General features: G+C 56.3%; 10 protein-coding genes. All 10 read left to right on the top strand.

Annotated features, from left to right (window positions below; translation table 11 throughout):
- Positions 1 to 11 precede the first annotated feature (11 nt).
- The 10 genes from atpG (at position 12) to KCG87_RS02975 (ending at position 15,600) form a co-directional block, all read left to right on the top strand.
- Entirely contained in the window at positions 12 to 872 is an 861-nt protein-coding gene (gene atpG, locus KCG87_RS03020) for a F0F1 ATP synthase subunit gamma (RefSeq protein ID WP_010565870.1), read from the top strand.
- 27 nt (positions 873 to 899) lie between these two features.
- A complete protein-coding gene (gene atpD, locus KCG87_RS03015) occupies positions 900 to 2,279 on the top strand; it encodes a F0F1 ATP synthase subunit beta (protein ID WP_027610292.1) in 1,380 nt (459 codons plus the stop codon).
- A gap of 45 nt (positions 2,280 to 2,324) precedes the next feature.
- Complete coding sequence (locus tag KCG87_RS03010) at positions 2,325 to 2,750, top strand: F0F1 ATP synthase subunit epsilon (RefSeq protein WP_007954164.1); 426 nt, start codon at positions 2,325 to 2,327, stop codon at positions 2,748 to 2,750.
- Between the two features lie 117 nt (positions 2,751 to 2,867).
- On the top strand, positions 2,868 to 4,235 hold the full coding sequence (glmU, locus tag KCG87_RS03005) for a bifunctional UDP-N-acetylglucosamine diphosphorylase/glucosamine-1-phosphate N-acetyltransferase GlmU (RefSeq protein WP_210556225.1): 1,368 nt from the start codon (positions 2,868 to 2,870) through the stop codon (positions 4,233 to 4,235).
- A 210-nt stretch (positions 4,236 to 4,445) separates the two neighbouring features.
- Positions 4,446 to 5,222, top strand: a complete 777-nt coding sequence (locus tag KCG87_RS03000; RefSeq protein WP_098966413.1) for a DeoR family transcriptional regulator — start codon at positions 4,446 to 4,448, stop codon at positions 5,220 to 5,222.
- 2 nt (positions 5,223 to 5,224) lie between these two features.
- Complete coding sequence (gene glmS / locus KCG87_RS02995) at positions 5,225 to 7,057, top strand: glutamine--fructose-6-phosphate transaminase (isomerizing) (protein WP_210556226.1); 1,833 nt, start codon at positions 5,225 to 5,227, stop codon at positions 7,055 to 7,057.
- Positions 7,058 to 7,320: 263 nt separating this feature from the next.
- Positions 7,321 to 8,271: a fimbrial protein gene (locus tag KCG87_RS27410; RefSeq protein ID WP_246881612.1), complete on the top strand. Its 951-nt coding sequence runs from the start codon at positions 7,321 to 7,323 to the stop codon at positions 8,269 to 8,271.
- Positions 8,272 to 8,323: 52 nt separating this feature from the next.
- A complete protein-coding gene (locus KCG87_RS02985) occupies positions 8,324 to 11,146 on the top strand; it encodes an ATP-binding protein (protein ID WP_210556227.1) in 2,823 nt (940 codons plus the stop codon).
- Positions 11,133 to 12,320, top strand: a complete 1,188-nt coding sequence (locus tag KCG87_RS02980) for an EAL domain-containing response regulator (protein ID WP_210556580.1) — start codon at positions 11,133 to 11,135, stop codon at positions 12,318 to 12,320. Before KCG87_RS02985 ends, KCG87_RS02980 begins: the two co-directional genes overlap by 14 nt.
- Positions 12,321 to 12,393: 73 nt before the next feature.
- Positions 12,394 to 15,600 carry a hybrid sensor histidine kinase/response regulator gene (locus KCG87_RS02975; RefSeq protein WP_210556228.1) on the top strand — a complete coding sequence of 1,069 codons (3,207 nt, stop codon included), beginning with the start codon at positions 12,394 to 12,396 and terminating at the stop codon, positions 15,598 to 15,600.
- The last annotated feature ends 8 nt before the right edge of the window (positions 15,601 to 15,608 follow it).

The following is a 15,608-nucleotide window of genomic DNA, read 5'->3' as shown; positions in this document are numbered from 1 at the left end:
ATAGGTGTTACATGGCAGGCGCAAAAGAGATTCGCAGTAAGATTGCGAGCATCAAAAGCACGCAAAAAATTACCAGCGCCATGGAAAAAGTGGCGGTGAGCAAAATGCGCAAGGCACAAATGCGCATGGCAGCCAGCCGTCCTTATGCGGAGCGTATCCGCCAGGTAATTGGGCATCTGGCCAACGCCAACCCGGAATACCGCCACCCGTTCATGATCGACCGTGAAGTAAAGCGCGTCGGTTATGTCGTCGTGAGCAGTGACCGTGGTTTGTGCGGCGGCTTGAACACCAACCTGTTCAAGGCCCTGGTCAAGGACATGGCGGTAAACCGCGAAAACGGCGTCGAGATTGATCTGTGTGTAGTCGGTAGCAAGGGTGCGGCCTTTTTCCGCAACTTCGGCGGTAACGTCGTTGCAGCTATCAGCCACCTGGGTGAAGAGCCGTCGATCAATGATTTGATCGGCAGCGTCAAGGTGATGCTGGATGCCTACCTGGAGGGCCGTATCGATCGCCTGTCCGTGGTATCCAACAAGTTCATCAACACCATGACACAACAGCCTACCGTGGAGCAGTTGATTCCACTGGTGGCAACCCCGGATCAAGAACTCAAGCACCACTGGGACTACCTCTACGAACCAGACGCCAAAGAGCTGCTTGACGGCTTGATGGTGCGCTACGTGGAGTCGCAGGTGTACCAGGCGGTGGTCGAGAACAACGCAGCTGAACAAGCTGCGCGGATGATCGCGATGAAGAACGCTACCGACAACGCCGGTGATTTGATCAGCGATTTGCAGCTGATCTACAACAAGGCGCGTCAGGCTGCGATCACCCAAGAGATCTCGGAAATCGTCGGCGGCGCTGCCGCGGTTTAACGGTTCAAATATTCAGAGGATCCAGCTATGAGTAGCGGACGTATCGTTCAAATCATCGGCGCCGTTATCGACGTGGAATTTCCACGCGACAGCGTACCGAGCATCTACAACGCGCTGAAAGTAGTCAGCGCGGCCGAAACCACTCTGGAAGTTCAGCAACAGCTGGGCGACGGCGTGGTTCGTACCATTGCGATGGGTTCCACCGAGGGCTTGAAGCGCGGTCTGGAAGTTACCGATTCCGGCGCAGCCATCTCCGTACCGGTCGGTAAAGCGACTCTGGGCCGGATCATGGACGTTCTGGGTAACCCGATCGACGAAGCCGGTCCAATCGACACCGAAGAGCGCTGGGGCATTCACCGCGCAGCACCTTCGTTCGCTGAGCAAGCAGGCGGCAACGACCTGCTGGAAACCGGCATCAAGGTTATCGACCTGGTTTGCCCGTTCGCCAAAGGCGGTAAAGTCGGTCTGTTCGGTGGTGCCGGTGTAGGCAAAACCGTAAACATGATGGAACTGATCCGTAACATCGCCATCGAGCACAGCGGTTATTCCGTGTTCGCCGGTGTGGGTGAGCGTACTCGTGAGGGTAACGACTTCTACCACGAGATGAAGGACTCCAACGTTCTGGACAAAGTGGCACTGGTTTACGGTCAGATGAACGAGCCGCCGGGAAACCGTCTGCGCGTAGCCCTGACCGGCCTGACCATGGCCGAGAAGTTCCGTGACGAAGGTAACGACGTTCTGCTGTTCGTCGACAACATCTACCGTTACACCCTGGCCGGTACTGAAGTGTCCGCACTGCTGGGCCGTATGCCTTCGGCAGTAGGTTACCAGCCGACCCTGGCTGAAGAGATGGGCGTTCTGCAAGAACGTATCACTTCGACCAAAGAAGGTTCGATCACCTCGATCCAGGCGGTATACGTACCTGCGGATGACTTGACCGACCCGTCGCCAGCGACCACCTTCGCCCACTTGGACGCCACCGTCGTTCTGTCCCGTGACATCGCTTCCCTGGGTATCTACCCAGCGGTAGATCCACTGGATTCGACTTCGCGCCAGCTGGATCCGAACGTAATCGGTCAGGACCACTACGACACCGCTCGCGGCGTTCAGTACGTTCTGCAACGTTACAAAGAGCTGAAAGACATCATCGCGATCCTGGGTATGGACGAGCTGTCGGAAGCCGACAAACAGTTGGTTAACCGTGCTCGTAAGATCCAGCGCTTCTTGTCGCAGCCGTTCTTCGTGGCTGAAGTCTTCACCGGTGCTTCGGGTAAATACGTTTCCCTGAAAGACACCATTGCTGGCTTCAAAGGCATCCTCAACGGTGACTACGACCACCTGCCAGAACAAGCGTTCTACATGGTTGGCGGCATCGAAGAAGCGATCGAGAAAGCCAAGAAACTGTAATCCCGGCGCCCGGCAACGGGCGCTAATTTAGGTTGAGGCAATCAGATGGCTATGACAGTCCATTGCGATATCGTCAGCGCGGAAGGGGAAATCTTTTCCGGCCTGGTCGAGATGGTGATTGCGCACGGTGCACTGGGTGATCTTGGTATCGCTCTGGGTCACGCGCCGCTGATCACTAATCTGAAGCCAGGTCCGATCCGCCTGATCAAGCAAGGCGGGGAAGCCGAGGTGTTCTACATCTCCGGTGGTTTCCTCGAGGTTCAGCCGAACATGGTCAAGGTGCTTGCCGATACCGTGCAACGTGCCGCCGACCTGGATGAAGCTCAAGCCCAGGCAGCTCTCAAGGCTGCCGAAGCTGCTCTGCACGAGAAGAGCGCAGATTTCGATTACGGAGCTGCGTCCGCACGTCTGGCCGAGGCTGCAGCTCAGCTGCGCACCGTCCAGCAGATCCGCAAGAAGTTTGGCGGTTAATCCGTCAGCCACTTGTTGTGCGATTGATAAAAAAGGGTAGCCTCGGCTACCCTTTTTTCTTTTCCGATTTTTACAACCCGGTCGCAGTTGCTGACCACCCAGGATTGGTAGCCAGTCATGTCTCTCGAAATCGTTATCCTCGCGGCCGGTCAAGGCACCCGTATGCGTTCGGCGTTGCCGAAAGTGCTGCACCCGGTAGCCGGCAATTCCATGCTTGGGCATGTTATCCACAGCGCACGGCAGCTCGATCCACAGCGCATTCATGTGGTGATCGGCCACGGTGCCGATGTGGTGCGTGAGCGTCTGGCGGCTGACGATTTGAATTTCGTGCTGCAGGACAAGCAATTGGGCACTGGTCATGCAACGGCTCAGGCTGTGCCGTTCATCAGCGCCGACACCGTGTTGATCCTCTACGGTGACGTGCCATTGATCGAGGTCGAAACCCTGCAGCGCCTGCTTAAACATGTCGTACCGGGGCAGATGGGCCTGTTGACCGTCGAGCTGGAAGATCCGACCGGTTACGGCCGCATCGTGCGTGATGCTGACGGCAAGGTCGCAGCCATCGTTGAGCACAAAGATGCCAGCGAAGCCCAGCGCGCAATCACCGAAGGCAACACCGGCATCCTCGCCGTCCCGGCCAATCGTCTGGCCGACTGGATGAGCCGCCTGTCGAACAGCAATGCCCAGGGCGAGTACTACTTGACCGACGTGATCGAAATGGCGGTCAGCGATGGTTTGGTGGTTGCCACTGAACAACCGCACGACCCGATGGAAGTGCAGGGCGCCAATGATCGTAAGCAACTGGCGGAACTGGAGCGGCATTACCAGCTGCGCGCCGGCCGCCGGCTGATGGCGCAAGGCGTGACCCTGCGTGACCCGGCGCGTTTCGATGTGCGTGGCGAAGTCACCGTCGGTCGCGATGTGCTGATCGACATCAACGTGATTCTCGAAGGTAATGTTGTCATCGAGGACGACGTGGTGATCGGCCCGAACTGCGTGATCAAGGACAGCACCCTGCGCAAAGGCGTGGTGATCAAAGCCAACAGCCACATCGAAGGTGCGGTGCTGGGTGAAGGCAGCGATGCCGGTCCGTTCGCCCGTCTGCGTCCGGGCACGGTGCTTGAAGCACGCGCGCATGTGGGTAACTTTGTCGAACTGAAAAACGCGCGCATGGGTGAGGGCGCCAAGGCCGGGCATCTGACCTATCTGGGCGACGCGGAAATCGGCGCCCGCACCAACATTGGCGCGGGCACCATTACCTGCAACTACGATGGCGCCAACAAGTGGAAAACCGTGTTGGGCGAGGACGTGTTCATCGGCTCCAACAACTCGTTGGTGGCGCCTGTGGATATCTCGTCCGGTGCAACCACGGCGGCTGGCTCGACTATCACGCAGAATGTGGATAACGCGCAGTTGGCCGTGGGTCGGGCGCGGCAGAAAAATATTGATGGCTGGAAGCGGCCGGAGAAGATCAAGAAAAGCTGATTTATCCACAGCTGCACTGTGGGAGCGGGCTTGCTCGCGAATGCGGTGTTTCAGTTTCACATTTCAGTGACTGACCCTCCGCATTCGCGAGCAAGCCCGCTCCCACATTCGTCTGGGTCGTTTCTAAAATTTTCGATCTGTCGCTTGACGATTTATGGCCGATAGGTTTTGATTGCTTCCGTTATCTTTCGAATCGAAACTTAAGCCGCCATGTCGAAACGCAACACACCCCAGCGCCGACACAATATCCTCGCCTTGCTCAATGAGCAGGGCGAAGTCAGTGTGGATGAACTGGCCAAGCGCTTCGAAACTTCTGAAGTTACGATTCGCAAGGATCTGGCCGCACTGGAAAGCCATGGTCTGTTGCTGCGCCGTTACGGCGGGGCGATCACCATGCCGCAGGAATTGGTCGCTGAACCGGGCCAAAGCGTTTCAAAGTACAAACAGGCGATTGCCCGCGCCGCCGTCAAACGTATCCGCGAGCACGCCCGCATCATCATCGACAGTGGCAGCACCACTGCGGCGATGATTCCCGAGCTTGGCCAGCAGCCGGGTCTGGTGGTGATGACCAACTCCCTGCACGTGGCCAACGCCTTGAGCGAACTCGAACACGAGCCGGTGCTGCTGATGACCGGCGGCACCTGGGATCCGCATTCGGAGTCCTTCCAGGGCCAGGTGGCCGAGCAGGTACTACGCTCTTACGACTTCGACCAGTTGTTTATCGGCGCCGATGGCATCGATCTGGTGCGCGGTACCACGACGTTCAACGAGTTGCTTGGCCTGAGCCGGGTGATGGCCGACGTGGCGCGTGAAGTCATCGTGATGGTCGAGGCCGACAAGATCGGCCGCAAGATTCCCAACCTGGAGCTGCCGTGGAGCAGCGTCCATACCCTCATTACCGATGATCGCCTGCCACAAGAGGCCCGCGATCAGATACAGGCCCGCGGTATCAGCGTGATTTGCGCGGCTGTCAGTCAGGAGAAATAAGCATGTGTGGAATTGTCGGCGCAGTTGCTGAACGTAATATCACCGCCATCCTGCTCGAAGGCCTCAAGCGCCTTGAATACCGCGGCTATGACAGCGCCGGTGTGGCAGTTTTCACCAACGATGAAAAGCTCGAGCGCATGCGCCGTCCGGGCAAGGTCAGCGAGCTGGAAGCGGCGCTGGCCGCACAGCCGCTGGTCGGCCGTCTCGGTATCGCCCACACCCGTTGGGCGACCCACGGTGCACCGTGCGAGCGTAACGCGCACCCGCATTTCTCCGGTGATATCGCGGTGGTGCACAACGGCATCATCGAGAATCACGAAGCCCTGCGTGAGCAACTGAAAGCGCTGGGTTACGTGTTCACTTCGGACACCGACACCGAAGTCATCGCGCACCTGCTGAGCCATAAACTCAAGGATCAGCCTGACCTGACCGTCGCGCTGAAAGCCACCGTCAAAGAACTGCACGGCGCCTACGGTCTGGCCGTGATCAACGCACAACAGCCGGATCGTCTGGTTGCCGCACGCAGTGGCAGCCCGTTGGTGATCGGTCTGGGCCTGGGCGAGAATTTCCTCGCGTCCGACCAGTTGGCCCTGCGCCAGGTCACTGACCGCTTCATGTACCTGGAAGAGGGCGATATCGCCGAAATTCGCCGCGACAGCGTGAAGATCTGGGACGTAGATGGCAAAACCGTCGAGCGTCAGACCGTGCAGTACAGTGATGGTGCCGAAGCTGCCGACAAGGGCGAGTTCCGCCACTACATGCTCAAGGAAATCCATGAGCAACCATCCGTTGTCCAACGCACCCTCGAAGGCCGTCTGAGTCCGAGTCAGGTACTGGTGCAGGCCTTCGGTCCACAGGCTGCCGAACTGTTCGCCAAAGTGCGCAACGTGCAGATCGTCGCCTGCGGTACCAGCTACCACGCCGGTATGGTCGCGCGTTACTGGCTCGAAGAACTGGCCGGTATTCCGTGTCAGGTCGAAGTCGCCAGCGAATTCCGTTACCGCAAGGTGGTGGTGCAGCCGGACACCCTGTTCGTCACCATCTCCCAGTCCGGCGAAACCGCCGACACCCTGGCCGCGCTGCGCAACGCCAAAGAGCTGGGCTTCCTCGCCAGCCTGGCGATCTGCAACGTCGGCATCAGCTCGCTGGTGCGTGAGTCCGACCTGACGCTGCTGACCCAGGCCGGTCGCGAAATCGGTGTGGCTTCGACCAAGGCGTTCACCACGCAACTGGTCGGCCTGCTGCTGCTGACCCTGTCTCTGGGTCAGGTACGCGGCACGCTCGGCAAAGGCGTTGAAGCCACGCTGGTGGAAGAGTTGCGTCGCCTGCCGACCCGTCTGGGCGAAGCGCTGGCGATGGACAGCACGGTGGAAAAAATCGCCGAACTGTTCGCCGAGAAGAATCACACCCTGTTCCTCGGCCGTGGCGCGCAGTTCCCGGTCGCAATGGAGGGCGCCTTGAAACTCAAGGAAATCTCCTACATCCACGCCGAAGCCTATCCGGCTGGGGAACTGAAGCACGGCCCTCTGGCGCTTGTGGATAACGACATGCCAGTGGTCACCGTGGCGCCGAACAACGAACTGCTGGAGAAGCTCAAGTCCAACCTGCAGGAAGTCCGTGCCCGTGGTGGTGAACTGATCGTATTCGCTGACGAGAAAGCCGGGATGACCAACGGCGAAGGCACCCATGTGGTGCAGATGCCGCACATCCACGACATTCTTTCGCCGATCCTCTACACCATCCCTCTGCAGTTGCTGTCGTACTACGTCGCCGTGCTCAAGGGCACCGACGTCGACCAGCCCCGCAACCTGGCGAAGTCGGTGACGGTGGAATAAGTTATCCACAGCTGACATTGACCCGCTGGATTTGAACAATATAGATTGACACTAAATAATAAAGTTTGACACACGCAAACATATGTTGACACAAGGCTTAAACCTCCGTATCTACGGGGGTTTTTTCTTTCCAGGCTTTCCCTTTGGTTTGGATTCATCGCTCCAGTTTTCAGCCGCCCATAAACTAAGAAACGTCCTATGTTCATAATCTATAACGGTCGCTAGAGTGCTTGGTCTCTCAGATAACTCTTATCGGTATCAACATGAAACATTCGAATTTATTTCTGACGTTTGCTGCTTCGGTAGTACTGGCCTACTCATCAGGGGCAGTGGCAGGTGGTTGCGGTGTTGTAGAGCTATCGACATTTACCATAAATTTCGGTAAGAGCCTGACACCTAATTTTACGATTCCCCAAGATGCTCCTAACGGCACGATTATTTACAAAGAAACTTCCAGTAGTGTGGTGCGAACTTCTATACTTCATTGTTTTGAACCTTTGATCGGATTTAGTGTTAATCCCGCTTTTGGAAGTGTGACTAGTGGTAGCGTATTTCCTTTGGGAGTGCCCGGGCTTTCATTTCGAATACTAAAAGAAGGCAATCCTTTGCCGGCGCCAACGCTTGAGTTGGGAAGTTTTACTATGCACTTTCCTCCCCGTATCTATAGCCTTGAAATTTTCAAGTCTGGAGAGATCTTGTCGCAAAGCCCGATCCCTGCTGGATCTCTAGGTCAGTATCGCGCCGGTGAAGTAGTATTGGGTAATTTTAATCTAATCAATCCTATAGTCGTGAACGCAGCGACCTGCCAAACACCCTCGATAACGGTGGCGATGGGAGAAGGCTATCGTCTGGGAGAGTTCGAAAAAGTCGGCGAAACCTCTCGGCTGATGAAATTTAACATTGCCTTGAATCAATGTCAGCGAGGCATCCAGAAAGTGACATATCAGCTCAAAGCTAATACGCCTGTTATCGATTCTAAAAATGGTGTCGTTGCGCTGAACGCCGGATCATCAGCCAAAGGAATTGGCTTGCAGTTGAGGAACGACGCAGGGCAGCCTATAGAATTAGACACGCCATACACGTTTAATGGTTTCAATCCCTCGGGCACGGATTTCAATATTCCGTTATCTGCCGCTTATATTCGCCTTGCCGATAATAGACTTGAAGCCGGTACTGCCAATAGTGAAGTATCCTTCATTATGAGCTATCTGTGAAACTAAGAATCGTCTGATTTTCCCTGCTTTCTGCTCCAATTAAAGTAGCGGAATGAAATTAAAAACGTATCTCCACCAGTTGAATCCAGTCCTTTCCACGCCAGACGCGGCGCGGCGATTACTGCGTATTTTTGCCTTGGTGCTGCTGGTCGGCATCCTCGGCGGCGTTTATAACTTTTTACTGTTCACCTTCAACAATGAAATTTCTCAGCGGCGCGGCTATATGAGCAGTGCGATTGCCGAAGCCCATACCTTTTTCACTACCCGTGAAGCACTTCTCAAAAGTCTCAGCTTGTCATCTACGCGCCACGACTGGCAGTTCGATCCGGCGGTGACCGAAGAAGAAATTCATCTGCTGTTGGGCGATTCGCCCGGCAAGCAGTGGAACATCTGGCTGACCCAGCGCATGCGTGATTATTTGAAAGCGCAACAAGTCAACTTGATCTATGTCAGCAGCGATGTCGAGACCACGGTGGCGCGCCTGTACAACGCCACACCAGTAGCAGGTGATTTCTCCGAAACCATGCTGAATGAACTCCAGACCCTTAAACGTGACAACGCCCCCGCCCTTCAAGAGTTGTGGCTGACCCATCAGTCGGCGGGGCATTCGCAGCTGTACATATTCATTCGTCTGGACGAGCGCGACGTGAACTCCGGCTGGCTGGGTCTGGAGATGGACGACCGGGAAGTCTCCAGAGCCTTGAGTGACCACAGCGCAGGCGAGTTCACCATGTTCAACGCCCAAGGCATGCCGCTTTTCAGCAACAGCCGCAGTCCTCACTCAAGCCAGAATCTGCCGGACCTTCAGCGACAAGACTTCTTTGGCTTTGTCGGCGAAAGCTGGCTGCCCGACCGCGTTGTGTTGCGCAAGCAGTTGAAGTCTTCCGACTGGCAACTCGCGTACTCCATTGACTTGCGCGCCGTGCTGTCGACTCTGTGGCCGCAATTGAGCGCTGCTCTCTTGTTTTGCCTTTTTAGCATCAGTCTGGTGTGGCTGCTGACCCATCGTATGGAGCGCCGCTTCATTAAGCCAGCGATCATGCGGATTCAGGCCCTAATTGAAAGCGAGCGGTTCAGCCGCGACGTCATCCAGACCGCCCCCGTAGCCCTATGCGTATTGCGGCGCACCGACGGTCAGGTGGTTCTGGAAAACACCTTGTCTCAGCAATGGCTGGGACAGGGAGGAGAGCGCGATCAGCTGTGCCATGGATGGATTCGCGATGCTTTCGATACGCTCGACCCTGCCCTAAGCGACTACTTTGAGACCATCGATGGGAAGCACCTTTATCTGAGCTGCGCGCCCACCCGGTACAAAGGTGAAGACGTCTTGCTCTGTGCGTTCAGCGACATCAGTGCGCGCACTGAAATCGAAGTCGCCCTGGATGAAGCCCGACAGATGGCCGATGCTGCCAACGAGGCGAAAACCCTGTTCCTGGCGACCATGAGCCATGAAATTCGCACGCCGTTGTATGGGGTGCTGGGTACCTTGGAATTACTGGCGCGTACAGATCTGGATGCCCAGCAAAAAAATTACCTTCGGGCAATCGAAGGTTCATCGGCAACTTTGCTGCAATTGATTTGCGATGTGCTGGACGTATCGAAAATCGAGGCTGGGCAACTGGCTCTGGAGTTGAGCGAGTTTTCGGCGCTGGAACTAGTGAGGGAAGTGGTTCAGGGTTATGCGGCTGCGGCGCAGAGCAGGGGCCTGCAATTGTACGCCTGTCTGGACCCGAAAATGCCGGATCGAGTTATCGGTGATGTCAGTCGTATCCGTCAAATCCTCAACAATTTGTTGAGCAACGCCGTCAAATTTACCGACTCCGGGCGGGTAGTGTTACGAGTCAAGTTGCTCAGCCGCGATGGTGAACGCGCCAGTCTGCAATGGCAGGTCTCGGACACCGGCAGAGGCATCGCACATGACGATCAGCCATTCATTTTTGAGCCGTTTTACCAGACCGGAGGCAATACCAATGTAATCGCCGGTACGGGCCTTGGTCTGCCTATCTGCTTGCGCCTGACAAACTTGATGAACGGCAATATCCGCATGGTTAGCGAGCAGGGTCTGGGTAGCAGTTTTTCTCTGACCTTGCCGCTGGAGGAGCCAACAATCTATTCATTGTCGGCAACGATGACAGGACTGTTGCCCGAAGTAGTCTACGTGGTCTCACCGATCCGTGAAGTGGCCGAAGCCATCAGTGGCTGGTTGCGGCGGTGGGGGGCCCGCCCGCAGATCGGTTGTCCATCACACCAGAACGTTGGCCCGGAGTGCGTATTAGTCGAGCTACACGCGGGCTCCATCGAACCGCGCTTGGTGCAAGAGTGGGGCGGTCCGTTGGTGTTGGCTACCAGCGATGGTTCAAATGAGCCGCAGGCCATGTGTGGTGGCTGGAAGGTCAACATCAATGACTTGAACGCTATTTATCAAGCAGTAAGCCGGGCCCAGGGTGTACGAATGGTCAAGCCTCAGCCGCTGATTGAGCATCGCGACCTGCGCAAACTTAACCTGCACATCCTTGTAGCCGAGGACAACGTGATCAATCAGTTGATCCTGCGCGACCAACTGGAGGAACTCGGCTGTACCGTGGAGCTGACTTGCAACGGTGAAGAAGCATTGGCGATATGGCGCAGTACACCATTCGATATTGTCCTCAGCGATGTGAACATGCCGAGACTCAACGGCTACGAGTTGGCCCGCGAACTGCGTCGCCAAGGTTGCTCTGCGCCGATCATCGGTGCGACGGCCAACGCCATGCGTGGAGAAGAAGCACTGTGTCTGGCGGCCGGTATGAATCACTGCCTGGTCAAACCTTTTACGTTGCGAGCCTTGTTTAACTACCTGGCTCCTTATGAGCGAGCAGCCCATGAAGCCGTGTAGCATTTTGATAGTCGAAGACCACCCCTTCCAGCAGGTGTACTTGCAGCATTTGTTCAGCGAACTGGGAGATTTTTATCTGGAGTCTGCGTGCGACGGCGAAGAAGCGTTGGCCTGCTTGAAGCGGCGCAATTTCGATTTGGTCCTCACCGACCTACTGATGCCCGGCATGGATGGCGTGCAATTCATCCAGGGACTGGCGGCCTTACGTTCGGGGCCAGTGCTGGCGATCATGAGTGCGGCCTCGCGCCGAATGCTAATGGGGGCAAGCCTGGTGGCCAGCAACCTGCAGGTAAAGGTCATAGGGCTGATCTCCAAACCGGTGAATTCAGCGGCCCTGCGCTGCCTGATCGAGCAATTGCAGGGACTGCGCCAAGCCGCTCAGCCATTACCCTTACCCGGTATTGACCGGCAGACGATCCTTGATGCGTTGGATAACGGCGAATTGCAGGCTTGGTTTCAACCCAAAAAAGCCTTGGTCAATGCACGCATCGTCGCCGCTGAAGCGCTGATTCGCTGGGTTCATCCTGAGCACGGCATGCTCTTGCCTGGGATGTTTCTACCCTCACTCATAACGTTCGGTCTGGAAGAGCACCTGTTATGGCGGGTTCTGGAACAGGCCATAGCGGCCCAGGCCCAATGGCGTGAGCAGGGCTATGACATTCCTGTGTCGATCAACCTGCCGACACACTTGCTCAACAGCCATGACCTGCCTGACCGTATTCTCGCGTTCGTGCTCAAACGTGAAGGTATTCCAGGGAAAATTTGCTTCGAGCTGATGGAGTGTTCGGTGCCTGACGATATCAGCAACTTCTACGCTGGTGCCTGCCGCTTGCGGATCAAGGGCTTCGGTCTGTCGCAGGATGATTTTGGCAAGGGCTACAGCTCTTACATGAATCTGGTATCGGCACCGTTTACCGAGTTGAAGATCGATCGGGCACTGGTACATGGCTGTAACGACAGCGAGGAACTGGCGCAAGCGTTGACCAGTATTGTTGGCTTGGGGCGGCAGTTAGGTTTGACTGTGGTAGCTGAAGGTGTCGAAACCGCGCAAGAACTTGCTCTGTTGCGTAAGATCGACTGCACTCAGGTCCAGGGTTTCCTGATTTCCCATGCTGTCGCCCCGGATCAGTTCCAAAAGTTGTTGAGCCATGACGGTCCGACAAACGTGTGCTGATGCACCCGAAAGTCTCTTTCTATGAGGTCATTGTGTTCAACGGCTATCGGCTCGCCCCCTGCGGGGCTGTGCGATGAATCGTTCCAACTCATTACTGGAGAAACTTGCCAGCAGCTCTCTTCGTCTGAATAAAGGCTTGATAGTGCTCGGCGCGCTGGTATTGCTCTTGGTTGGCATCAGCTACTTGGGCGTGCAGCGCACGTTGGAAGAGCAGCGTGACACAATGGGCTTTCATTTTGCCCGGCTGATGGAAAACATTCGCGAACAGGAAGCCTTCCTTAATGCTATCCAGCAGCAAGGTGCAAAAAGCTCCATCCTGGACGGCAGGATTTCGCCGCTGTTTCAGCAAAAAAAACTGCCCGACCAAGGACCGGATGTTTATGAAGGGCAGCAGTTTTCGTTTTCGCTGCCCTTCAGTGTGAAAATCGCCACCGATAAAATCGCGGCCAGCGAACAACCAAAAGTCTTTGCCTTGGCCGCGCACCTGAGCGATTACTACAGCGCGTTCTGGTCCGCGTCGCACTATCAGTCACCACAGGTCTTTCTTTTCAACGTACCGGACAACTTCGATATCACGGTACCGGCAACCGGGTACCTGCGTCGAGATGGGCAGATTCAGGGCGGCGTATTTGGCGATGTCGTGAAGCAGGTCAAGAAGCAACTGCATGACCAGACGTTGGACAATCAGGTTCATTGGGTTCGGTACGGCGCAGCGTCCGATGACGTGAAGACGCCAACCCTCCTCGGCTACGTCAATATTGATCTCGCTTCGACAACATCGAATATTCAAGGCGCCAGTCCTCGGGTGGCGCTCGCGTCCTTGCTGAATCTGACTCAGGTCAACAACATTGAGCGAATTATGCAGTGGTCGATCTACGACCAATTCACCCTGATTTCACCGGCCGGTAGAGTGCTGATTGGTGCACTTGAACCGGAGAGCATGTTGCGTGAAGGGATGAATTTCAACCGTGACGGCCTGGTCTTCAAACTGACCAACCATGATGAACACGCCTGGACGGCGATCTACACCATCAGTTTCAAAAGTTTTGTGGATTACGCCTTGTGGCCATTGCTCTGTATGGCTGCGCTGGTGCTGACGGGACTGGTTTGCGGTTGGGCCTTCAATCGCTGGTATAAAAGGCATGTTGTACTCCCTGCACATCAGGCTCACCAAAAGGTTGCCGAGAGCGAGGCATTCAGCCGTGCCGTGATCGACACCGCGCCAACCGGCCTGTACGTGGTGCGCTGCGGCGACCATAAGGTGTTGCTGGAAAACCAGCGCGCCCAGCAATGGCAAGATACTCCCCAACTGATCAGCGCCCTCAGCCGACAGCATGGCCTCACCGAGCCAGGGCAGGTCGATCTGGAAGTTGATGGCCGCCATTTACAAGTCGCTTTCATTTCTACTCGTTATCAAGGCCAGGACGCCTGGCTCTGTGCCTTTCACGACGTGACCCGGCATATTGAGGACGCAGCAGCCCTTGAGGAAGCCCGTCGGGCGGCCGACTCGGCCAACGAGGCCAAGACCCGTTTTTTGGCCACCATGAGCCATGAAATTCGCACACCCCTGTACGGCGTACTCGGCACCCTGGAACTGCTGGGACTAACCAAGCTTGAGCCGCGGCAGCAGGCCTATCTACACACCATCCAACGCTCTTCCGCGAATTTGTCTCAGTTGATCAGCGATGTGCTGGACGTCTCGAAGATCGAGTCCGGACAGATGACCATCGAGTCTCATGAGTTCTGTCCTCTGGAACTGACGGAGGACACCCTACGTACCTACAGCGCGTTCGCTCAAGCCAAGGGTTTGCAATTCTATGCCTGTATTGACGCAACGCTGCCGAACCGGGTTCGGGGTGATCCACTACGGATTCGGCAGATACTCAATAATCTGCTGAGCAACGCCATCAAGTTCACCGACCATGGTCGGATCGTGTTGCGGGTTCGAGTACTGCAAACCGATGGCTCAAACGTCAGCCTGCAATGGCAAGTCAGTGACACGGGGCGGGGGATAGCCCAAGCCCAGCAGGCGCGACTATTTGATCCTTTCTATCAAGTCCGCGATGGAGTCAACGATTCGGGTGCGGGGTTAGGCCTGGCGATTTGCTGGTGGCTGTGTGAGCTGATGGCTGGCCAGTTGAAAGTGGTCAGCGAACCGGGTCTCGGCAGCAGCTTTACTCTGCAATTGGCGCTTGAGCACTTGCCGGGGGAACTGGCCGATTGCCCCGAGTTCGAGCCAGGAGCGCCGGCAGTCTATGTTCGGGCGCCAGTGCAGGAGTTGACGCAACATCTCTGCACTTGGCTCAACCGACTGGGTATTGAATCCCAATCGGTTAGCTCCGGCCAGTTGCAAGCAGGGCCGTCAACATTGCTGGTGGACATGCTGCCATTAGGCAACGAAATACCCTGGCCGGGACCACGGATTATCGCCATGGCCGATGGGAGTAACCCGCCTGAGTATTCGGGTAGTGGCTGGAATGTAGATGCCAATGATGTGCGCGCCATTGCCTGGAGCATCAGCCTCGCGCAGCAGGGTGTCGACCGGGCTGACCACAGAGCACTGCCGGAAAGAAGCCGAAGCCTGAACTTGCATGTCCTCGTGGCAGAAGACAACCCTATCAACTCGCAGATAATCAAGGAACAACTGGAAGCCCTGGGTTGTTCAGTCGTTTTGGCGGCCAATGGCGAGCAGGCCCTCGCACAGTGGCTGCCTGGCCTGTTCGACCTTGTGTTGACCGACATCAACATGCCCATCATGAATGGCTATGAATTCGCCGCGACCCTGCGCCAACATGATGTGGATCTGCCCATTATCGGTGTGACCGCTAACGCTCTGCGTGAGGAAGGCGAACGCTGCGCTGCAGCGGGTATGAACGCCTGGATGGTCAAGCCGCTGAACCTGAAAGCCTTGCGCACTCAATTATTGGAATACTCCGAGATGGCAGTGCCCGCGCACGCCGCCGTCGCGGGTGACAGCCTCGCGCCTGAAGTTGCAGTTGACTCGGTGCGGCTCTCGCCAAAAATGCGTGAACTGTTTATCAGCACTATGCAGAAGGACAGGCTGGCTACGCTTGCAGCTCTGGACAGAGGTGATATCAACACCGCTGCGCGACAACTGCACAGCATGGCCGGAGCTTTGGGCGCTGTAGAGGCTGGGGCCATGGCAATTGCCTTCGCCGAACTGGAGCATCGGCTCACGGGGCTGACCTTCACGCAGGCGCTCGCGCTGGAGGTCAACACTCAACTTGATCGACTAAGCGCTTTATTGGATAGGCTCTAATAATCTCT

The organism is Pseudomonas sp. MWU347, from assembly GCF_017947305.1.
Taxonomy (GTDB): domain Bacteria; phylum Pseudomonadota; class Gammaproteobacteria; order Pseudomonadales; family Pseudomonadaceae; genus Aquipseudomonas; species Aquipseudomonas putida_A.
This window is presented reverse-complemented; position numbering and strand designations above follow the sequence as displayed.